Raw genomic sequence first — 18780 nt, forward strand, 5'->3', positions numbered from 1 at the left:
CGCTACCGCGGGGCGCCGCTGTCGTTCGCTTCCTGCTGCGCTGGCGGTGGCGGCTCGTCGAACTTGATCTCCACCGGCTCGCGGGTCCCCTGGCAGTCCTTGTCCTGCGCCACGCTCGCCAGGTAGACGTTGCGGTCGCTGAGCTGCTGCGCCTCGACCCGTTCGGCATCCGAGGTGTCCAGCGCGAACAGCACGGGCCAGAACAGCAGCGCACCGGCGACCCCGATCGCGACATTGCTTTCGCTCGCCCGCTTATGCTCCGCGAACAGGCTCTCGATCCGGTAGTTGTTGTTGGCGATCAGGGCGCTCAGCGCCTGGCAGCTCAGTGCCGTGTCGTTGGGCTCCACCACCGGGATGTGGCGCGGGTCGCGACCGCCGCAGGCGGCGGTGCCGGCGGCCAGGGCGATGGCCGTCAGGGTGGCGGCCATCCGAATTGCGGGCCGGGTGGTGGCGGGCCGGCTGCGGGTGCTGCGGCGCGTGCCTGTCGTGGTCATGAGTCTGTCCCCCTCTGGTTGCTCCTCCGCAGGCACAGGGGAGCATGGCGGGGTGACAGAAGCGGTCGGCCGGCGCCGGGTTCAGTCGAACAGGTCGGCCTGGCGGTCGTCCAGGTCGGGGACCGGCGGCGCGCCGCCCTCAGCCAGGGCGGTCGCGTAGAGGGCGCGGAGCTCCGCCGGGGCGACCACCTCGACATGGCGGCCCCAGGTGAACAGGTGCCAGGCCATCTCCCGCAGGCCGCCGGCGGTGAAGCGCACTTCCAGCCGGCCGTCGGGCAGTGCCTCCACCTCCTGCCGCGGGTGGAACAGGAACTGGCTGGCATCCCGCACCGCCGGCCCGGAGAAGCGCCAGACCACCTGGCGCGGCTCCTCCTGGAAGATGCCGAAGGCGCGCTGCGCGAAGTCCTGCAGGCTGATGTCGGCGCGGCGCGCGAAGGGGCGGTCGGCCAGCACCGTCACCCGCTCCACCTCCGGCAGGGCGTACATCCGCAGATAGGGCCCGTCGGCGGCCGCGCCCGCGCCGGACCCGCCGGCGCCATCGTCGCCCGCCGCCGGCGGCTTGTGCGCGATCAGGTAGTGGCGGCTGCCCAGCAGGATGCCGTAGGGCTGCAGCACGACGTCGGTGACCCGCGCCTCGTTATGGCCGCGGCGGCCGCGATAGCGGTAGCGGATCGCCACGCAGCAGCCGGCCATGATCGCCTGCCGCAGGCCGGCCATCACCTCCGGCCGGCGGTGCGGACGCGGGCCGGGTCGGATCGCGAAGCTCTCCGCCTCCAGCAGCGCCTCGACATCCGGCTCCAGGCGGCGGCCCTGTGCCGGCGGAAGGATCGCCCGGATCTTCTCCGCCAGCAGGCCCAGCCGGCCGGCGGCATCGTCATGGCCGGCAGCGGCCAGGACCTGGCGGCTGCTCTCCAGCCCCGCCAGCTCCTCGGCGCTGAAATTGACCAGCCGCTCCGCATGGCCGGGCGGCAGGCGCCAATACTTCCGCTGGTCGTCGCCGACATGCATCTCCAGCGCCGGGAACAGCTCCGCCACCGCGTTGCGCAGGCGGTGCGCGGTGCGCTCCGTCACCCCCAGCAGCTGCTGCATGTCCGCCAGGGTCAGCCCCATCGTCGTGCCCCGCAGCGCCAGCGCCAGGCGCAGCACCTGCAGGGCCTGGTCCTGCCGCATCCTTCCCGGCCTCCCCCTTCGCTCCCGATAGGGAGGGAGTGTCGCCCACCGCGACTGCCACGACAAACCGGCTGCCGGCGGGCCTGACCGCATCTGTCGGGCCGGGATGGCACAGACCGGGAGATGCCTTGCCTGGGAAAACCGATCCGGAGCCGGGACATGTTCCTGCTTAAGGCGCTGCTGCGGGGCCTGTGGTGGCTGCTGCAGGCGGCCGTGCTGCTGCTGGCGCTGCTTCTGCTCTGGGCCTATCTGGGCTGAAGCCGGCGCACCGCCGCCAGCACCGCCTCCGGCTCGATCCGGGTGCGGTAGTCGGGTTCGGCGCCGCCGAAGGCGATGGTGCGGTCGGGCGCGATGACGTAGGTGGCGGGCACCGGGATCTCGCCGCTGTCCTGGCCGTTCTGGCGGGCCAGGTCGACCTCGACCATCACCAGGATCTCGTGCACCCGGTCGCTGACCGGGAAGGCGAGGCCGAACTGCTTCGCCACCACGTTGCCGGCATCGCTGAGGACGTGGAACGCCAGCCCCTCGCGCTCCTTTGCGGTCAGGGCATTGTCCGGCGTCTCGGGCGAGACCGCGACCATGGTCGTGCCGGCCGCCTGCAGGTCCGGCAGGATCTGCTGCAGCGCCCGCAGCTGGATGCTGCAATAGGGGCACCAGCCGCCGCGGTAGAAGCACAGCACCACCGGCCCCTCGGCCAGCAGGGCAGCGAGGGTCACCGGCCGGCCGGTCGCGTCGGGCAGGGTGAAGTCGGGTGCGGTGTCGCCGGGCTTCAGGCTGGCCTCCGGCACACCGTGGTCGCGGGCCCGGTCGATCTGGCCGGCGAACAGGTCCGGGGCATGCGGCCCCAGCCGCTCCTTCACCACCGCGGTGAACGCATCGAGCTCTTCCTTCAGGGACATTGCCGCCTCCGCTGGCTGTGCATGCATCGCAGGCGATTGCAGGCGCCATCGCCCCCGTCGCTCTATGACGAGGGTGCACTTCGCGGGCGGGACGCCGCGTCTATGGCCAGTCGGAGAAGGCGGTCGCGGAAAGGGCGGCCTCGTCGCCCCCGCGATGCCGCGCGCGGGCCCGCCAGGCGCGCGGGCTCTGGCCGGTCTGCGCCTTGAAGAAGCGGCTGAAATGCGGCGGGTCGACGAAGCCCAGCTCGTCGGCGATCTGCGCGATGGTCATGGCGGAACGCTCCAGCCGCAGCTGCGCCTCGCGCAGGCTGCGCTGGTTGATCAGCCGCCCGGGCCCGCGGCCCAGATGACGGCTGCAGATCCGGTTCAGCCGCCGCACCGGCAGGCCCAGCGCCGCGGCATAGGCGCCGGGGCCCCAGCGTTCCCGGAAATGCAGCTCCAGCAGGCGCCGGAAGCGCTCCAGCACGGCATGGCTGCCGCCGGCGCCGGGCCGGGTCAGCCCCTCCGCGTTCAGCCGCCGCCAGAGCGCCAGCGCCAGCAGCACCAGATGCGCCGAGAGCGCGGTGTGGAAGCCGTCGCCGCGTTCCCGCAGCTCCGCGTCGATCGCCGCCATCCGCTGCGCCAGCGCATCGTGCTGCGCTGCGCTCAGCGCCAGGGCCAGGGGCGCGCCGGTGCGCAGCAATGCGCGCAGATGGTCGGTGTCGTGAGTCAGCCCCACCGCCTCGGTCAGCAGCCCTTCCGCGACGGTGACGGCCAGGGCCCGGCTGCCCGGGGCGGCGGCCAGCACCGCCGCCGGCGGCCAGTCGCACCACAGCACCGCCGGTGCGGCCGCCTCCAGCACCGGTGCCGCCGGGTCGTGGCGCAGCGCCACCGCGCCGGCGCCGACCAGGATCGCCACCCGCGGCCGGCGTCCTTCCCCGGCCTGCCTGCCGGTCGTCTCCGCCTCCTCCGCCAGCGGCGGGGCGGGCAGGTGGGGGCGCCAGCGGGCACCGTACAGGCCGCCGTGGATGCGTTCCGCCGCCGCCTGTCGCAGCGCTGCGGCCGGCGGGAAGGGGCGTGCGCGCGGGTCCGGTGTCGGCATGGTCGATTCGTACATGAATCGGGGGATAACGTACATTTCCTTCCCCGCCCCCCCGGCTACCATCGACCGGAGACGCGCGGAAAGCGTGCCGGACCCGGCCCCGCCACAGGCGGCCGGGCCAGAACAGGGAGGCGCGGACCGCCCCGCATGACGGGACATCCTGACATGGCCGCCGGCGTCAGGGCGCCGGCGAACGGTGCCGGCGCCGCCATCGTCGCCGAGCCGGCGATGGCGGAGGTCTTTGCCGACCGTGCGGCGCGTGCCTTTCCCGGCTGGTCCGGCCGGCCGTTCCGCGACCGGCGCGACTGCCTCAACCGCGCCGCGGCGCTGGTCGCCGCGCGGCGCGCGGCGCTGGTGCAGGCGATGCGGGCTGAGGTCGGCATTGCCGCCCGCTTCGCGGAGATGAATGTCGACCTGGCTGTCGAGATGCTGGAGGAGGCCGCCGCCCTGGCCAGCCGGGTGGAAGGCCAGACCCTGCCGCCGGCGGCGGACGGCACGCTGTCGCTCTGCATCCGCCAGCCGGCCGGCGTGGTGCTGGCGATCGCCCCCTGGAACGCGCCTGTGGCGCTGGGCGTGCGGGCGGTCGCGCTGCCGCTCGCCTGCGGCAATACCGTGATCCTGAAGGCCAGCGACCTCTGCCCCGGGGTGCATCTGATGCTGGGCGGGATCCTCGCCGAGGCCGGCTGCGGCGACGCGCTGCAGGTGCTGGCCAGCGCGCCGGAAGCCTCGGCGGACGTGGTCGAGCGGCTGATCGCGCGGCCGGAGGTGCGGCGGGTGAACTTCACCGGCTCCACCCGGGTCGGCCGCGCGGTGGCGGAAGCCTGCGGCCGCCGGCTGAAGCGCTGCCTGCTGGAGCTCAGCTCGAAATCCGCCGCACTGATGCTGGCCGATTGCGACCAGGCGGCCGCCGTCGAGTCGGTGCTCTACGGCGCCTTCCTCAACGGCGGGCAGATCTGCATGTCGACCGAGCGGCTGATCGTCGAGGCAGCGATCGCGGAGGAGGTGGTCGCGCGCCTGGCGGCCCGCGCGCCGGAGCTGGCGGCGCGGCCCGGCTGGTGCGATGCCGCGATCGGTGGCGAAGCGGCGCGCCGCCTGCGCGGCCTGGTGGAGGATGCGCTGGCGCGCGGTGCCGTGCTGGTCGCAGGCGGCGAACATGGCGGCGACCCGGCCGCCGGCCCGGTGATCCTGGACCAGGTCGATGCCTCGATGCGGCTGCATGGCGAGGAGGTGTTCGGCCCGCTGCTCTATGTCCAGCGCGCCGCCGATGCGGAAGAGGCGGTCGCGCTCGCCAACGGCACCGACTATGGGCTGGTCGCCGCCATCTTCGCCGGCGACACCGCCCGGGCCCTGGCGGTCGCGCGGCGGCTGGAAACGGGGATCTGCCATATCAACGGCGCGACTGTGCAGGACCGTGCGATCGTGCCGTTCGGCGGTTGCAAGCTGTCCGGCTACGGCCGCTTCGGCGGCATGGCGGGGATAGAGGAGTTCACCGAGCTGCGCTGGCTCACCCTGCCGCTGCCGGCGGCCGGGGCGGCTGCAGCCTGGAACGACATCTGAGGCGGGCGCAGGCCCGCCTCGCAACGGGGCATGCCGGCCAAGGGCGGCGCAGACCCCGCACAACCGGGAGGACGAGAGCATGGGACGACAGATCGACAGGCGGGGCCTGATGGCGGCGGCCGCCATCGCGGCCGGCGCCCTGGCCATGGCCGGCCTCGGCAGCGCACCGGTCCTGGCCGCCGACAGCATCAAGATCGGCGCCACAGCGGCCAAGACCGGGCCGCTGGCCGGCGGCACGGCGGTCACCCACTGGCCGAACATCCAGCTCTGGGTGCATGACGTGAACGCCAAGGGCGGCATCCAGGTCGGCGACACCAAGATGCCGGTGGAGCTGGTGGAATATGACGACCGCACCTCCAACGAGGAGGCGGTGAAGAACGTCCAGCGCCTGGCGACCGTGGACGAGGTGGACTTCATCATTCCGCCCTACGGCACCGGCATCAACCTGGCGGTGGCGCCGCTGCTGGCCCGCCACGGCTATCCGCAGATCGCGGTCACCGCGGTGACCGACAAGGGCGACGAGTTCGCCGCCCGCTGGCCCAACACCTTCTGGACCCTGGGCACCTCCACCGCCTTCGCATCCTCGGTCGCCGACGTGCTGTCGCAGATGCGCGATGCGGGCACCATCGGCTCCAAGGTGGCACTGGTGAACGTTGCCGACGCCTTCGGTATCGAACTCGCCAATGCCGGCCGCGCGGCGCTGGAGGCGGCGAAGTTCGACATCGTCTATGACAGCTCCTACCCGCTGGGCACGCAGGACCTGGCGCCGGTGATCAACGGCGCCAAGGCGGCCGAGCCCGACGCCTTCGTCGCCTTCTCCTACCCGCCGGACACCTTCGCCCTGACCGAGCAGGCGCGGATCTCCGACTTTGCGCCGAAGGCCTTCTATGTCGGCGTGGCGACCGCCTTCCCTGCCTATGCCGGCAAGTTCGGCGCCGCGGCGGAAGGGGTGCTGGGCGCCGGCGGCGTGAATGCCGGCACCGATGCGATGAAGGCCTATCGCGCCCGCCACAAGGAGGTGACGGGGCAGGAGGCCGATTACTGGGCCAGCCCGGTGATGTATGCCAGCCTGCAGATCCTGGAACAGGCGATCGAGCGCGCCGGCACCCTGGACCGTGCCAAGGTGATCGAGCAGCTGAAGAACGGCAGCTTCGACACGGTGATGGGCACCATGACCTTCGACGGTAACGTCAACCGGAAGTTCTGGACCGTCGGCCAGTGGCGGGACGGTGTCTTCCACGGCGTCGCCTCCACCGGCATGGAGGGTGAGATGGCGCCGGTTGCCAAGGAAGGCTGGGAATAGACTGACCGCACCCCCCGGACCGGCACTCCAGGGGACCTGGCGGAGCGCCGGTCCGGCCCGATTCAGGGGGGTACGGCGCCCGCCCCGCCGCATCTGCGGCGGGGCGGGTTCTTTCCGCAGACGGCACAGGAGGCTGAGGCAGCCGCGCCATGGACATAATCGTCACCGGGGTCCTGCTGAGCGGCACCTATGCGCTGATCGCGATCGGCCTGACCCTGCAGTACGGCGTGGCGCGGATCATGAATCTCGCCAATGGCGAGACCCTGGTCGCCGCCTGCTTCGCCGCGTTCTGGCTGTTCGTCACCTTCCAGGTCAGCCCGATCCTGGGACTGGTGGTCATCGCGCCGGCGGCCTTCGCGCTGAACTGGCTGATCTATCGCCTGCTGCTGGCGCCGCTGGTCCGCCGGGCAAAGAGCCGCGGCGCACTGGAGGTCGACGCCATCCTGGCCACCTTCGGCCTGCTGTTCCTGCTGCAGGGACTGATGCTGCTGGGCTTCGGCGGCGAGTATTTCACCTACAGCTTCCTGGCGGAGCCGTTCCGGATCCTGGGCAATCCCTATGGCCTGAACCGGGTGGTCGCCTTCCTGGCGGCCGTCGTGATCGCAGGCGGGCTGTGGCTGTTCCTGGGCTTCACCCGCGCCGGCACTGCGGTGCGCGCGGTGGCGGTGGCGCCGGAGGCGGCCGGGCTGGTGGCGATCGACGTGCCGCGCTTCTCCGCCTTCGCCTTCGCGCTGGGCGGCGCGGTGACGGCGGCCGGCGGCACCCTGCTGTCGACCTTCTACACCTTCAACGCCTCGATGGGCGTGGTCTTCACCATGAAGGCGCTGATCATCGTCATCATGGGCGGGGTCGGCGATGTCCGCGGTGCGGTGCTGGCCGCCCTGATCCTGGGCCTGGCGGAGACCGCGGTGGCCAGCCTGATCGATCCCGGCCTGACCCTGGCGGCGACCTATGCGCTGTTCATCCTGACCCTGCTGTTCCGCCCGCAGGGCCTGTTCGGGCGGGCGCCGTCGTGAGCCCGGTTCCGTCATCCTCCGTCGTGAGCGCGGGCGCTGCCGCAACCTCCCTGCTTCCGTCATCCTCGGGCCTGACCCGAGGATCCCGATTCCGGCGTTGCCGGGGCACCGGCCGGCAGCATCGCGGTCCCGCCACGATCCTCGGGTCAGGCCCGAGGATGACGGATATGGCGGTGGGGGCCGCCCCATGACCGCCGTCGACGATACCCCGCCACCGGCCGCGACGGGCCTGAACGTCACGCCCCGCGAATGGCGCACCGGCGGCATCGCCGCCGCGATCTTCGCCGCCTGTGCCTGCCTGCCGCTGGTGGACCAGGGCTACTGGCTGTCGCTGGGGGTGAACCTGGCGATGTATGCCGCGCTCTGCACAGCCTGGACCCTGTTCTCCGGCCCCACGCACTATGTCTCGCTCGCCACCGCGGCCTTCTTCGGCCTGGGCACCTATGCGGTCGGCGCCGGCATCGAGATCCTGCCCTTCCCGCTGCTGCTGGCGATCGGCGCCGTGCTGGGGGCGGCGCTGGCGGCGCTGGTCGGGCTCGCCACCCTGCGGCTGTCGGGCATGTATTTCGTCATCTTCACCCTGGGCCTGGCGGAGCTCGTGCGGCAGGTGGTGACCTGGTACCAGACCAACTTCACCACCGGGGTCGGGCTATATGTTCTGACCGCCCTGACGGAAATGCATCTGTACTGGATGCTGCTGGCGGTGGCGGCTTCGGTCTACCTGACCGGCTGGCTGGTCAACCGCTCCCGCCTGGGCTTCGCGATGCGGATCATCGGCAATGACGAGCTGGTCGCCGCCCATGTCGGCATCGACACGGCGCGGGCGAAGGTGATCCTGTTCACCATCTCCGGCGCCTTCATCGGGCTGGTGGGCGCTGTCATGGCGCCGCGCTTCGCCTATATCGAGCCGCCCTCGGCCTTCAACCCGATGATCTCCTTCCTGGTGGTGATCATGGCGATGCTGGGCGGCACCAGGCGACTCTGGGGGCCGCTGGTCGGCGTGATCCCCTTCACCCTGCTGTGGGACGTGATCTCCGCGCGCTTTCCGAACCAGACCAGCCTGCTGCTGGGCATCGCCTTCCTGGCGATCGTCTACCTGCTGCCGCAGGGCGTGCTGGGACTTGTGCAGAAGGTGCTGCGGCGCCGGGACGGCGGCGTGTGACGGCGCCGGTGCTGCAGGCGGAAGGCGTGGTGAAGCGCTTCGGCGGCCTGACCGCGGTGAACGCGGTCAGCTTCACGGTGGCCGAACACGAGGTGCTGGGCCTGATCGGCCCGAACGGTTCCGGCAAGACCACGATGATCAACCTGATCTCCGGCGCCCTGACGCCCAGCGCCGGCACGATCCGCCTGCGCGGCCGGCCGCTCTCGGGCCTGCGGCCCGACCGCGTGGCGCAGGCCGGGGTCGGCCGCACCTTCCAGCTGGTGCGCGTCCTGCCCGGCCTGTCGGTGCTGGAGAACGTGATGGCCGGCGGCGTCTTCGGCCATCGTCGTGCCTGGGGCCCGGCGCTGGAGGCGGAGGCCCGCACCCTGCTGCAGCGGGTCGGCCTGGGCGGCCGCGAGGGCGAGGCGCCGGAGCAGCTGACCTATATCGACCAGAAGCGGCTGGAACTGGCGCGCGCGCTGGCCGGCGATCCGGCGCTGCTGCTGCTGGACGAATGGCTGGCCGGCCTGAACCCGACCGAGCTGCAGACCGGCATCGCGCTGATCGCCGGCCTGCGGGACGAGGGGCGCACCATCATCCTGGTGGAGCATGTCATGCACGCGATCCGCAGCCTCTGCGACCGCTGCGTGGTGATGAATTCCGGCAGCCGGATCGCCGAGGGCCCGCCGGCGCAGGTGCTGAGCGAGCCGGAGGTGGTGCGCGCCTACCTGGGGGAAGCAGAGGAGGAGGAAAGGGAAGCCGCCGGCTGACGGCGACCTCCGCCTCGACCCGTGCCGCCGGCGGCGAGGATGCCGCAGGGCCTGCGGAATGGATCCTCGCCTCAAGGGCGAGGATGACGCGGGAGGTGGTGGCCGGCCGCCATCCCCCCTTGCCCGTCGTTCCCGGGCCTGACCCGGGAACCCATTCCGCCAGCGGTGCGGTGCCGCGATGATGGCGGATCCGGCCGTCGGCCTGACCCTGCCGTCAGTTCCGGGCCGCGACCTCCGCCTGGTACTTGACGCCCATATCCTCCACCGCCTTCTGGTGGATCTCGGCCAGTTCGGGCCGCAGCTTCTGCGCCCGCGCCGCGGCGCCCATGGTGGCCGCGTGATGGCCCTGGAAATGCGGCATCACGTCGTTGGCGATCAGCTCGTAGCTGCGGCGGGTGGCCTCCGGGTTGGCCCAGTTGTGCGCCAGCATCAGGTAGGCGCCGAAGCCGCCGTTGGACTGCGCCTGCAGCCGCTCGATCTGCGCCACCACCATGTCCGGGGTGCCGATCGCGCCGAAGCCGGAGTCGTTCACGAAAGCGATCATCTCCTCCAGATTGTCGCCGGGCACCGCCATCTGCGGGAAGGCGGCGACCGCCTGGAAATAGTGGAACCACTGCTCCATGCCATAGGCGACGTCCTTGATCGCCTGCTCCTTGGTCTCCGCGCAATGGACCAGGCCGACGAGCCGCCATTTGGAGCGGTCGACCGTCTTGCCGTGCGCCTTCGCCTCCGCCTCCATCACGTCCCAGTGCAGGGCGAGCGCGTCGAAGCCGGCGGCGGTGGTGGCGCCGATGGAGAGCAGGCCGGTGCCGTGCCGGCCGCCCAGCCGCGGCCCGGCGGGGGAGGCGACGGCGGCGGTGCAGATGTCGAAAAGCGGCTCGGAATAGGGCCGCAGGTGCAGCCGCGCCTCGCGCAGGTCCCAGCGGTCGTTCTTGAAGGTGACCGGGTCCTCGCTGGTCAGCAGCTGCATGATCACGCCGAGGCTCTGCTCCAGCAGGTCGCGGGTCTGCGACTGCGACAGGCCGATCATCGCCGCGTCCGTCGGCAGGGCGCCGGGACCCACGCCGAGCATCGCGCGGCCGCGGGTCAGGTGGTCGAGCATGACGATCCGCTCCGCCACCCAGAGCGGGTTGTGGTAGCTGAGGCTGACCACCCCGGTGCCCAGACGGATGTTCTTCGTGTGCTGTGCCGCCGCGGCGATGAAGATCTCGGGCGAGGCGATCAGCTCCGAGCCGGCGGAATGATGCTCGCCGATCCATGCCTCGTCATAGCCGCAGCGGTCGAGCCACTGCATCAGCTCCAGGTCGCGCTGCATCGCCAGGGTGGGGTTGATTCCCGGCTTGTGGAACGGCGCCAGGAAGATCCCGAAGCGCATGCGCCCGGGCGGGTTCGGATTGGACATTGTTTCCTCCCAATGACTGTCGCACCGCCGGCGCGGGCCGGCCATGCAACCGGGAGTGTAGCCGCCATGGCGGCGGCAGCCAGGGGGGAATCGCCAGACCTGCCCTGCGTGCCGGGCGGGGCGGCTCAGCCGCCGCCGCCCAGCCGGCCCAGCTGGCGCAGGGCGCCGTTCAGCGCGACCGTATCGGCGTCGCCCAGGCAGGCGGCAAGTCGCGCCTCGTGGCCGTCATGGGCGCGGTCGGCGCGCGCCATGAGTTCGGTGCCGGCCGCGGTCAGTTCCAGGGCATAGCTGCGACGGTCCGCCGGGTTGCGCACCGTGGTCAGCAGCCCGCGGGCACGCAGATCGTCCACCAGTCGCACCATGTTGGGGCGCTGGATACCCAGCGCATCGCCGATCTCCTGCTGCTTGCAGCCCGGGCTGGCGCGGACGATGCGCAAGGCCGCGTATTGCGCAGGGCGCAGGTCGAAGGGCGCCAGGGTGGCGATCAGATCCTGCCAGACCGCAGCCTGCGCCTGGCGCAGCAGGAAGCCCAGCTGGCCGCCGATGCCGCTGTTCTCGATCGCGCTGGAACCGTGCATTTCGATATTGACCATAACAGTTATGCAATATAACAATATGCCTGTCATCGATCGGCATGGCAAGGAGCGAAAGCGATGGAAGGCCGGGTGCAGGAACAGGATCGGGCGACGGATGCGGTGCCGCTGGCGCTGGTCGAGGTGGCGGACGGCATCGCCTGGGTGTCGCTGAACCGGCCGGACAAGCGCAATGCGATGAACCCGGCGCTGAATGCCTACATGCACGAGGTGCTCGACGCGGTGGAGGCGGACGAGCGGGTCGGCGTGATGGTGCTGACCGGCGCGGGCGAGGCCTTCTCCGCCGGGATGGACCTGAAGGAATATTTCCGCGAAACCGAGGAGAAGGGGCATCTGGCCGTGCGCCGGGCGCAGCGCGACGCCTATGGCTGGTGGCGGCGCCTGCGCTGGCTGGAGAAGCCGACCATCGCGATGGTCAACGGCTGGTGCTTCGGCGGCGCCTTCTCGCCGCTCTTCGCCTGCGACCTGGCCTTCGCGGCGGAGGATGCGCAGTTCGGCCTGTCGGAGATCAACTGGGGCATCATCCCCGGCGGCAATGTGACCAAGGTGGTGGCCGATCTGCTGGGGCAGCGCGACGCGCTCTACTACATCATGACAGGTGAGACCTTCGACGGTCGCCGCGCCGCCGCTGTCGGCCTGGTGAACGAGTCGGTTCCGGCCGACGCCCTGCGCGGCCGGGTGGCCGAGGTGGCGAAGGTCCTGCTGGAAAAGAATCCCGCCACCCTGAAGGCGGCGAAGGACGCCTTCAAGCGGGTGGTGGAGATGCCCTTCGACACCGCCGAGGACTACCTGGTGGTGCGGCAGGAGAGCCTGGCCTTCCTCGACAAGACCGAGGGGCGCAAGGCGGGCATCCGCCAGTTCATCGACGACAAGAGCTACAAGCCGGGCCTGGCGAGCTACAGGCGCTGATCCCGCCCGGGCACCGGCCAGGCCGCAGGTGCCCGCGGCGGCACTTGGGCCGGCCGGCGAAGTGGCGTAAACCCTTGAGTTGACGGACCCGGCACCTGGATGGTTGCCGGACGCAACGGATTCGGGGCGCGGCCGGTGGTGGACCTGTTCACAGTCCTCGCGATGTGGAGCCTGGCGGCACTGACGATCGCCGGGATCCTTGTCGCCCTGTGGCTCCGCGACCGCAGCATGCCGGCCTATGTCTGGCTGGGGGCGGGGTTTCTCGCCGCCGCGGTCGGTGTGGGACTGATCGCGGCCCGCGGCGCGATCCCGGACTGGCTGTCCATCGGCGTCGGCAATCTGCTCACCGTCGCGGCCATGACCCTTTGGATCCTGGGAGTCTACCGGTTCAATGGCTGGGCCCTGCATCCGCGGGCGTTGCTGCCGATCGCGGTCTACCTGCCCGTTCTCTTCTTCCCGACGGTGCACGACACCCTCTGGCTGCGACAGGTCTTCATCCTGGGCAGCGGCGTTCCCGGGCATCTCATGCTCGCACATGCGTTCTGGCCGCGCGGACCCGAGGCGTCGCGCAGCCGGCGCCCGATGGCGATCATCTTCCTGGTGGTTGCGGCCTGGACGGCGTTGGCCACGGCCGGGGTGGCCTGGTACCGACCGCTCTCGCTCGACGCCTATCCGATCGCCTGGGCCAACGGCTTCATCTCGCTTGTCGTTCTGCTGGTGATGATGGTGTTCGGGGCGAAGATGATCCGCGAGCGCGACGAGGGCCGGTTGCAGCATCTGGCGACCATCGATCCGCTGACCGGCATCCTGAACCGGCGGGGGCTTTTCGCGGGCCTGCCGGCACTGCTGGCCGGAGCGGGCGCCGGCAAGGACCGGCTCGCACTGCTGATGTTCGATCTGGACCATTTCAAGGAGGTCAACGACCGCCACGGCCATCTCGCGGGCGACCGCGTTCTGGCCGCCTTCTGCGGCGTGGCCGAGGGGCAACTGGGGCCGCAGGACCTGTTCGGCCGGCTGGGCGGAGAGGAATTCCTCGCGGTCGCGGCGGTCGACGATCTGGACGCGGCGCAGGCGTTGGCCGACCGGATCCGTGCGGCGCTCGCCCGCACGCCGGTGGAGGCCGACGGCGCCGCGATCCCGGTGACGGTGAGCGTCGGCGTCGCGCTGCTGCCGCCGGCCGCCACCGATGTCACGCAGGCGCTGGCGGAAGCGGACCGGGCGCTCTATGCCGCGAAGGCCGCCGGCCGCGACCGGGTGGCGCTGGCGGCCCGGCCGCGCCCGGTGCTGGCCCGCACCGCGTAGGGCCCGCTCAGCCCTCCAGGATCGCCACCGCGCGGATCCACCCGGCGGAGGCGCCTTTGATCTTGGTCGGGAAGCAGCAGAAAGTGAAGCCGCTGGGCGGCAGCTGCTCCAGGCCGTGCAGCTTCTCGATCTGGTAGTAGGGCCGGACCCGGCCCGCCTTGTGCCCCTCCCAGATGATCGCCGGGTCCTTCGTCTCCGCGAAGCGTTTCGCCGTGAAGGAGAAGGGCGCGTCCCAGGACCAGGCGTCGGTGCCGACCACCTGCACGCCGCGCTCCGTCAGGTACAGGGTCGCCTCCGCCCCCATGCCGCAGCCGGTATTCACATAGTCGCGGTCGGGGTCGCCATAGACCGACCCGGCGGCGGTGTTAACCAGCACGATGTCCTTCGGCTGCAGGTCATGGCCGATGCGGTCCAGTTCGGCCGCCACGTCGGCGGCGGTGGCGACATAGCCGTCGGCGAAGCGCCGGAAGTCCAGCTTCACCCCGGGGCGCATGAACAGGTCCAGCGGCGCCTCGTCGATGCTCGGTGCGGGGCTGCGGCCCTCATCCGTGGTCGAGTGGTAATGCCAGGGCGCATCCATATGGGTGCCGTTGTGGGTCGACAGGGTCAGCCGCTCCACCGCCCAGGCCTCCCCGTCGGGCAGGTCGTCCTGCGCCAGGCCGGGGAAGAAGGGCGCCATCTGGGGAAAGGTCTCGCCATGGGCCATGTACTCGATCTGCGGCTTCAGGATCTCCGGGTCGGAGACGATGTCGGTGCAGATCGGGATCGACAGGTCGATGAACTGGCGGGTCATGCTGGCTTCCTCTCCCAGGATGCGGCTGCAGCAAAGGTGCGCCGCTTGCGGCGAGCATAGCGCCGGCGGGGCCGCGGCGCATTGACAAGCCGCCGCGCGGGCGGGACGATATCGTTGACCTGAACAACGAAAGGCCGTCTTGAAGAAGCGACGATCCGGGCAGCCGGCCGCAACCTCCGCCGCCGCGCCGCCGGCGCGGCATCCGCCCGTCGACGATATCCGGGACCTGCTGACCTTCCGCCTGGCGATGCTGGCGGCGACCGGCGACCGCCTGGGGGCGGACTGGCTGCTGAGGGAACACGGCCTGCGGCTGCAGGAATGGCGGGTGCTGGGGGTGGTGACGGCGATGGCGCCGGTGCGTTTCGGTGCGGTGGCGCGGGCGCTGCTGGTCGACAAGGGGCGCTTGAGCCGCGTGGTGAAGGGGCTGGCCGGGCGCGGCCTGCTGCAGGCGGAAGCCGACGCGGAGGATGGGCGGACCCTGCTGCTGCGGCCGAGCCCGGCGGGCCGCCTGTTGCACGACCGGGTGCTGCAGGGGGCGCTGGAGCGGAACCAGCGGGTGCTGGCGGCGCTGAGCCCGGCAGAGGCGCGCACCCTGTTCGCCCTGCTGGACCGGCTGCAGCCGTTCATGGCGAACCGTGCCGATACGGAGATCGACGGCGCGGGGGAAGACTGACGGCGGCGACCGTCGGCGGAATGCGGGCCGCTTATGCCCGCGCACAAGGGGAGAGAAAGCATGTTCCGGAAAGTCCTGCACCTGGCCTTGGCGGCGCTCTGCGTCGTGGCCTTCGCCACCCTGGCGGCCGGCCCGGCCGCGGCCGAATGGCCGGAAAAGCCGATCCAGATCCTGATCCCCTGGCCGGCGCCGAACGATCCTTCCACCCTGGTCGCCACCGCCATCGCGCCGGTGATGTCGGAGAAGCTGGGCGTGCCGGTCAAGGTGGTGAACAAGCCCGGCGGCGGCGCCGTGCTGGGCGCGGCGGAACTCGCCAATGCCCGCCCCGACGGCTACACCATCGGCCTGATCTCCATCGGCCCGATGATCACCCAGGTGCTGCGCGGCAAGACGCCCTACCAGAACCAGGACCTGCAGCCGCTGGGCCTGGTCTGGTCCAGCCCCTTCACCCTGGCCGCCCGCGCCGACGCGCCCTATTCCAACCTCCAGGAGCTGGCCGAATACGGCAAGGAGCATGACCTGCGCCTGGCCCATTGGGGCCTGGGCGCGGTGCCGACCCTGATCGCCATGAAGGTGGCGCAGCAGGGCGGCTTCGAATGGAAGGAGACCGCCTACCAGAAGCTGAACCCCCTGCTGGTGGTGCAGGGCGATGCCGATGTCATCACCTTCTCCACCCCCGGCCTCACCGACTATGTGGAATCCGGCAAGATGAAGATCCTGGCGGCGATGCTGCCGGGCCGGCTGCCGAAATATCCCGACGTGCCCACGGTCGAGGAGCAGGGCTTCGGCGATGCCTATTCGATCTGGTTCGGCGCCTTCGTGCCGAAGGACACCGACAAGGCGATCGTCGACAAGCTGTCGGCCGCCTTCTTCTCCGCCATGGAGGATCCGAAGGTGCAGGAGGTGATCGCCAATACCGGGGTCGTCGCCCATCCCACCGGCCCGGAGGAGGCGCGTGCGCGCATGGACCGGGAACTGGGGGAGTTCGGCGCCGTGATGAAGGATCTCGGCATCACGAAATAACGGCCGCGGCCGGCAGTCGATGACCGAGCCTTCGCAGGCGGCGGCGCCGGACCCGCAGGCACGGGCCGGCGCCGCGGCTCACGACCCGATGCCCCATGACCTTGTGGCGGTGCTGCTGGGCGCCGTGGCCCTGGCCCTGCTGGCGGCGGCGCCCTGGCTGGTGGATACCGAAGGTCCCGACCCGTTCTACAAGGGCCCGCTGATCTTCCCGCTGATCGCGCTCGGCATCACGGCGGCGGGCGCGGTGCCGGCCGCCTGGCGGCTAGGCCGGCTGATGCTCGCCGGCAGCGGTGCTGCGGACATCTGGCGCATCGACGGTCATGGCTTTCCCTGGCGGGCCGCCGGGTTGTTCGGGGTGATGTGCGCCTTCCCGCTGGCGATCCTGGCGATCGGCCTGCAGGCCGCCACCTTCCTGGCCCTGCTGGCCGGCTTCCGGGTCGCCGGCTGGCGCCGGCCGATCGCCGCGCCGCTGGTCGCGGCCGCCCTGACCCTGCTGCTCCACCTGGCGTTCCGCAGCTTCCTGGACATCTGGTTCCCCGCCACCCTGGTCGGCGACTGGCTGGCCGATCTGTCGCCGGGAAACTGAGCCGATGGACTTCCTGTTCGACGGCTTCGCCGCGGCCTTCGCCGCGCCGAACCTTCTGGCCCTGCTGATCGGCACGATCGTCGGCCTGGTGGTCGGCGTGCTGCCCGGCCTGGGGCCGATGGTCGGCATGGTGGTGCTGCTGCCCTTCACCTTCTCGCTGGAGGCGTCGGTCGCGCTTTCCCTGCTGCTGGGGGTGTTCTGCGGCGGCTATTTCGGCGGCGCGGTGCCGGCGATCCTGCTGCGCACCCCCGGCGTGCCCTCCTCCATCGTCACCAGCTTCGACGGCTTCCCCCTGACCGAGCGGGGGGAGGCGCAGACCGCGCTCTCCGCCGCGCTGGTCGGCAGCCTGGGCGGCGGGCTGATCAGCATCGTCATCCTGGTGGCGATGGCGCCGCTCTTGTCGGGCATCGCCGCCAGCTTCGGGCCGCCGGAATACCTGGCCGCCGCGGTGCTGGGCGTGCTGCTGGTGGTGGTCGCCTTCCGCGACCGGCTGGGCCAGGGGATCCTGCTGCTAGGCCTGGGCCTGTTCCTGTCCACGATCGGCATCGACGGGCCGACCCTCAGCCCGCGCTTCACCTTCGGGTTCTGGGACATGCAGAACGGGCTGGACCTGGTGGCCCTCGTGCTGGGCCTGTTCGGCATCGGCCAGTCGCTGCTGCTGCTGGAGCAGGGCATCCTGAAGACCGACCGGTTGAGTCTCAGCCGCTCCAGCCTCGACTTCTCGAAGATCGCCGGTACCTTCCGCTACTGGAAGACCCTGCTGCGCTCCGGCGTGATCGGCACCTTCATCGGCCTGCTGCCCGGGCCGGGCTCGGTGCTCGCCTCCTTCGTCGCCTATGACGTGGCGAAGCGGCGGTCGCGGCAGCCGGAGGATTTCGGCAAGGGTACGCCAGAAGGCTGCGTGGCGGCGGAGGCGGCGAACAATGCCGTCCCGGCCGGCGCGCTGATCCCGCTCCTGACCCTGGGCATCCCGGGGGAGGCGCTGAGCGCGGTGCTGCTGGGGATCTTCACCCTCAACGGGATCTATCCGGGGCCGCTGCTGCTGGTGAAGGAGCCGGCGCTGATCTCCACCCTCTACTGGTCGATGCTGCTGATCAACCTGGTGGCCTTTGCGGTGCTGGCGGTCTTCCTGCGCCCCTTCGCGCTGATCGTGAGGGTGCCGCCGCCGGTCCTGGCGGTGGCGGTGATCGCGGTCTCCCTGACCGGCATCTATGCGGTGAACACCCGGCTGTTCGACTGCGGCGTGGCACTTGCGGCCGGTGCGCTGGGCTACCTGCTGCTGCGGCTGAAATGGCCCCTGGTCTCGCTGGTGATGGGGATCGTGATGGGGCCGATCATCGAGGACCGGCTGCGCCAGACCCTGAGCCTGGGGGAAGGCAGCCCGCTGATCATGCTGGAAAGGCCGCTGACCCTGGCGATCGTCGCGGTGGCAGTGCTGATCGCCGCTTTGCCCTGGCTGCGCGGGCGGCTGGCGCGCAGACGCGGCGGGGATACCACCGGACGAATGATCGGCTAGACTCCCGACGGGGTTTGAGGAAGCCGATAGGGGGGAGCCGATGTCCGCGCGCCGTCTTGCCGCGACGCTGGTCGTGGCGATCGCCTGCGGCGCCTGCCAGCAGGGCAGTGCGCTGCCGGAGGGACCGTCCGGCTTTGCCGCGCAGCGCAGCCTGGCGCAGCAGCTGGGCGTGGTGCGGATGGCCGGGGTCGGCGACGAACTGGTCACCCTGAGCCGGGAAAGCGGCGAGTCCGACGACGATGGCGACATCATGGGCCGCAGCGGCCGCGGCGGCATGACCGTCCTGACCTATGAAGGCCTGCAGGACGGGGCGGCGGTGCTGCAGCGTCGCGACGTGGTGATCTATGCGCCGGAGGGTCAGCCCCGGACCTTCCTGGACGGCGGCAGCAGCGAGCTGCGCTTCGATCCCGCAGCTTTGCCGCAGACCCTGGTGGTCGACGGCGTCTATGTCCGCCTGATCGAGGCGGACCGCTTCATCCTTCGCTTCCTCCTCAGCCGCAACCGGCTGTAGGGGGGCTCCAGCGGTCCCGTCATCCTCGGCCGCCCTGCCAC

19 protein-coding genes are annotated in these 18780 nt (G+C 71.2%); 12 read left to right on the forward strand and 7 right to left on the reverse strand.

Translation table 11 applies throughout. From position 1 onward, the window contains the following. Positions 1-2: 2 nt before the first annotated feature. The 4 genes from ACFOGJ_RS14030 to ACFOGJ_RS14045 form a co-directional block, all read right to left on the reverse strand. Positions 3-494 (reverse strand): hypothetical protein, encoded by a 492-nt coding sequence (locus ACFOGJ_RS14030; protein WP_379901392.1) that lies wholly within the window; start codon positions 492-494, stop codon positions 3-5. Between the two features lie 81 nt (positions 495-575). Continuing rightward, on the reverse strand, positions 576-1664 hold the full coding sequence (locus ACFOGJ_RS14035; RefSeq protein ID WP_379901394.1) for a helix-turn-helix transcriptional regulator: 1089 nt from the start codon (positions 1662-1664) through the stop codon (positions 576-578). Between the two features lie 245 nt (positions 1665-1909). Beyond that, on the reverse strand, positions 1910-2563 hold the full coding sequence (locus tag ACFOGJ_RS14040) for a peroxiredoxin-like family protein (protein WP_379901396.1): 654 nt from the start codon (positions 2561-2563) through the stop codon (positions 1910-1912). A 100-nt stretch (positions 2564-2663) separates the two neighbouring features. Continuing rightward, positions 2664-3644 (reverse strand): helix-turn-helix transcriptional regulator, encoded by a 981-nt coding sequence (locus tag ACFOGJ_RS14045; RefSeq protein ID WP_379901398.1) that lies wholly within the window; start codon positions 3642-3644, stop codon positions 2664-2666. 147 nt (positions 3645-3791) lie between these two features. Between ACFOGJ_RS14045 and ACFOGJ_RS14050 the strand changes: the two genes are divergently transcribed. The 5 genes from ACFOGJ_RS14050 (at position 3792) to ACFOGJ_RS14070 (ending at position 9431) form a co-directional block, all read left to right on the forward strand. Continuing rightward, positions 3792-5201, forward strand: a complete 1410-nt coding sequence (locus ACFOGJ_RS14050) for an aldehyde dehydrogenase family protein (RefSeq protein ID WP_379901399.1) — start codon at positions 3792-3794, stop codon at positions 5199-5201. A 79-nt stretch (positions 5202-5280) separates the two neighbouring features. Next, the gene (locus ACFOGJ_RS14055; protein ID WP_379901401.1) at positions 5281-6504 is read left to right on the forward strand and encodes an amino acid ABC transporter substrate-binding protein; all 1224 of its coding nucleotides are present in this window, start codon (positions 5281-5283) and stop codon (positions 6502-6504) included. A 149-nt stretch (positions 6505-6653) separates the two neighbouring features. Beyond that, a complete protein-coding gene (locus ACFOGJ_RS14060; RefSeq protein ID WP_379901403.1) occupies positions 6654-7520 on the forward strand; it encodes a branched-chain amino acid ABC transporter permease in 867 nt (288 codons plus the stop codon). Between the two features lie 187 nt (positions 7521-7707). Further along, positions 7708-8682, forward strand: a complete 975-nt coding sequence (locus ACFOGJ_RS14065) for a branched-chain amino acid ABC transporter permease (RefSeq protein ID WP_379901405.1) — start codon at positions 7708-7710, stop codon at positions 8680-8682. Beyond that, positions 8679-9431 (forward strand): ABC transporter ATP-binding protein, encoded by a 753-nt coding sequence (locus ACFOGJ_RS14070; RefSeq protein WP_379901407.1) that lies wholly within the window; start codon positions 8679-8681, stop codon positions 9429-9431. Before ACFOGJ_RS14065 ends, ACFOGJ_RS14070 begins: the two co-directional genes overlap by 4 nt. A 214-nt stretch (positions 9432-9645) precedes the next feature. Here ACFOGJ_RS14070 and ACFOGJ_RS14075 read toward each other — a convergent pair whose 3' ends face one another. Next, positions 9646-10833, reverse strand: a complete 1188-nt coding sequence (locus tag ACFOGJ_RS14075; protein ID WP_379901409.1) for an LLM class flavin-dependent oxidoreductase — start codon at positions 10831-10833, stop codon at positions 9646-9648. Between the two features lie 125 nt (positions 10834-10958). Next, complete coding sequence (locus ACFOGJ_RS14080; protein WP_379901410.1) at positions 10959-11426, reverse strand: MarR family winged helix-turn-helix transcriptional regulator; 468 nt, start codon at positions 11424-11426, stop codon at positions 10959-10961. 72 nt (positions 11427-11498) lie between these two features. Between ACFOGJ_RS14080 and ACFOGJ_RS14085 the strand changes: the two genes are divergently transcribed. Next, positions 11499-12335, forward strand: a complete 837-nt coding sequence (locus tag ACFOGJ_RS14085) for a p-hydroxycinnamoyl CoA hydratase/lyase (protein ID WP_379901412.1) — start codon at positions 11499-11501, stop codon at positions 12333-12335. 138 nt (positions 12336-12473) lie between these two features. Next, complete coding sequence (locus tag ACFOGJ_RS14090) at positions 12474-13637, forward strand: GGDEF domain-containing protein (RefSeq protein ID WP_379901414.1); 1164 nt, start codon at positions 12474-12476, stop codon at positions 13635-13637. 7 nt (positions 13638-13644) lie between these two features. Here the strand turns inward: ACFOGJ_RS14090 and ACFOGJ_RS14095 are convergent, their stop codons facing one another. Then, on the reverse strand, positions 13645-14430 hold the full coding sequence (locus ACFOGJ_RS14095) for a cyclase family protein (RefSeq protein WP_379901415.1): 786 nt from the start codon (positions 14428-14430) through the stop codon (positions 13645-13647). Between the two features lie 139 nt (positions 14431-14569). Here ACFOGJ_RS14095 and ACFOGJ_RS14100 point away from each other — a divergent pair, with 139 nt between their 5' ends. From ACFOGJ_RS14100 to ACFOGJ_RS14120, 5 genes are read left to right on the forward strand one after another with little or no spacing between them, the layout of a single operon-like run. Beyond that, the gene (locus ACFOGJ_RS14100) at positions 14570-15103 is read left to right on the forward strand and encodes a MarR family winged helix-turn-helix transcriptional regulator (RefSeq protein ID WP_379901417.1); all 534 of its coding nucleotides are present in this window, start codon (positions 14570-14572) and stop codon (positions 15101-15103) included. A gap of 60 nt (positions 15104-15163) precedes the next feature. Then, entirely contained in the window at positions 15164-16126 is a 963-nt protein-coding gene (locus ACFOGJ_RS14105) for a Bug family tripartite tricarboxylate transporter substrate binding protein (protein WP_379901419.1), read from the forward strand. A 19-nt stretch (positions 16127-16145) separates the two neighbouring features. Continuing rightward, positions 16146-16712 (forward strand): tripartite tricarboxylate transporter TctB family protein, encoded by a 567-nt coding sequence (locus ACFOGJ_RS14110; protein ID WP_379901421.1) that lies wholly within the window; start codon positions 16146-16148, stop codon positions 16710-16712. Positions 16713-16716: 4 nt separating this feature from the next. Further along, on the forward strand, positions 16717-18228 hold the full coding sequence (locus ACFOGJ_RS14115) for a tripartite tricarboxylate transporter permease (protein WP_379901423.1): 1512 nt from the start codon (positions 16717-16719) through the stop codon (positions 18226-18228). A gap of 40 nt (positions 18229-18268) precedes the next feature. Further along, positions 18269-18739 (forward strand): hypothetical protein, encoded by a 471-nt coding sequence (locus ACFOGJ_RS14120; protein WP_379901425.1) that lies wholly within the window; start codon positions 18269-18271, stop codon positions 18737-18739. The last annotated feature ends 41 nt before the right edge of the window (positions 18740-18780 follow it).

The organism is Marinibaculum pumilum (assembly GCF_042646425.1).
GTDB classification, from domain to species: Bacteria; Pseudomonadota; Alphaproteobacteria; order Ferrovibrionales; family Ferrovibrionaceae; genus Marinibaculum; species Marinibaculum pumilum.

Coding starts and splice junctions, on each gene's coding strand:
- ACFOGJ_RS14030 (WP_379901392.1), bottom strand. CDS start 494: ATGACCACGACAGGCACGCGCCGCAGCACCCGCAGCCGGCCCGCCACC.
- ACFOGJ_RS14035 (WP_379901394.1), bottom strand. CDS start 1,664: ATGCGGCAGGACCAGGCCCTGCAGGTGCTGCGCCTGGCGCTGGCGCTG.
- ACFOGJ_RS14040 (WP_379901396.1), bottom strand. CDS start 2,563: ATGTCCCTGAAGGAAGAGCTCGATGCGTTCACCGCGGTGGTGAAGGAG.
- ACFOGJ_RS14045 (WP_379901398.1), bottom strand. CDS start 3,644: ATGCCGACACCGGACCCGCGCGCACGCCCCTTCCCGCCGGCCGCAGCG.
- ACFOGJ_RS14050 (WP_379901399.1), top strand. CDS start 3,792: ATGACGGGACATCCTGACATGGCCGCCGGCGTCAGGGCGCCGGCGAAC.
- ACFOGJ_RS14055 (WP_379901401.1), top strand. CDS start 5,281: ATGGGACGACAGATCGACAGGCGGGGCCTGATGGCGGCGGCCGCCATC.
- ACFOGJ_RS14060 (WP_379901403.1), top strand. CDS start 6,654: ATGGACATAATCGTCACCGGGGTCCTGCTGAGCGGCACCTATGCGCTG.
- ACFOGJ_RS14065 (WP_379901405.1), top strand. CDS start 7,708: ATGACCGCCGTCGACGATACCCCGCCACCGGCCGCGACGGGCCTGAAC.
- ACFOGJ_RS14075 (WP_379901409.1), bottom strand. CDS start 10,833: ATGTCCAATCCGAACCCGCCCGGGCGCATGCGCTTCGGGATCTTCCTG.
- ACFOGJ_RS14080 (WP_379901410.1), bottom strand. CDS start 11,426: ATGGTCAATATCGAAATGCACGGTTCCAGCGCGATCGAGAACAGCGGC.
- ACFOGJ_RS14095 (WP_379901415.1), bottom strand. CDS start 14,430: ATGACCCGCCAGTTCATCGACCTGTCGATCCCGATCTGCACCGACATC.
- ACFOGJ_RS14105 (WP_379901419.1), top strand. CDS start 15,164: ATGTTCCGGAAAGTCCTGCACCTGGCCTTGGCGGCGCTCTGCGTCGTG.
- ACFOGJ_RS14110 (WP_379901421.1), top strand. CDS start 16,146: ATGACCGAGCCTTCGCAGGCGGCGGCGCCGGACCCGCAGGCACGGGCC.
- ACFOGJ_RS14115 (WP_379901423.1), top strand. CDS start 16,717: ATGGACTTCCTGTTCGACGGCTTCGCCGCGGCCTTCGCCGCGCCGAAC.
- ACFOGJ_RS14120 (WP_379901425.1), top strand. CDS start 18,269: ATGTCCGCGCGCCGTCTTGCCGCGACGCTGGTCGTGGCGATCGCCTGC.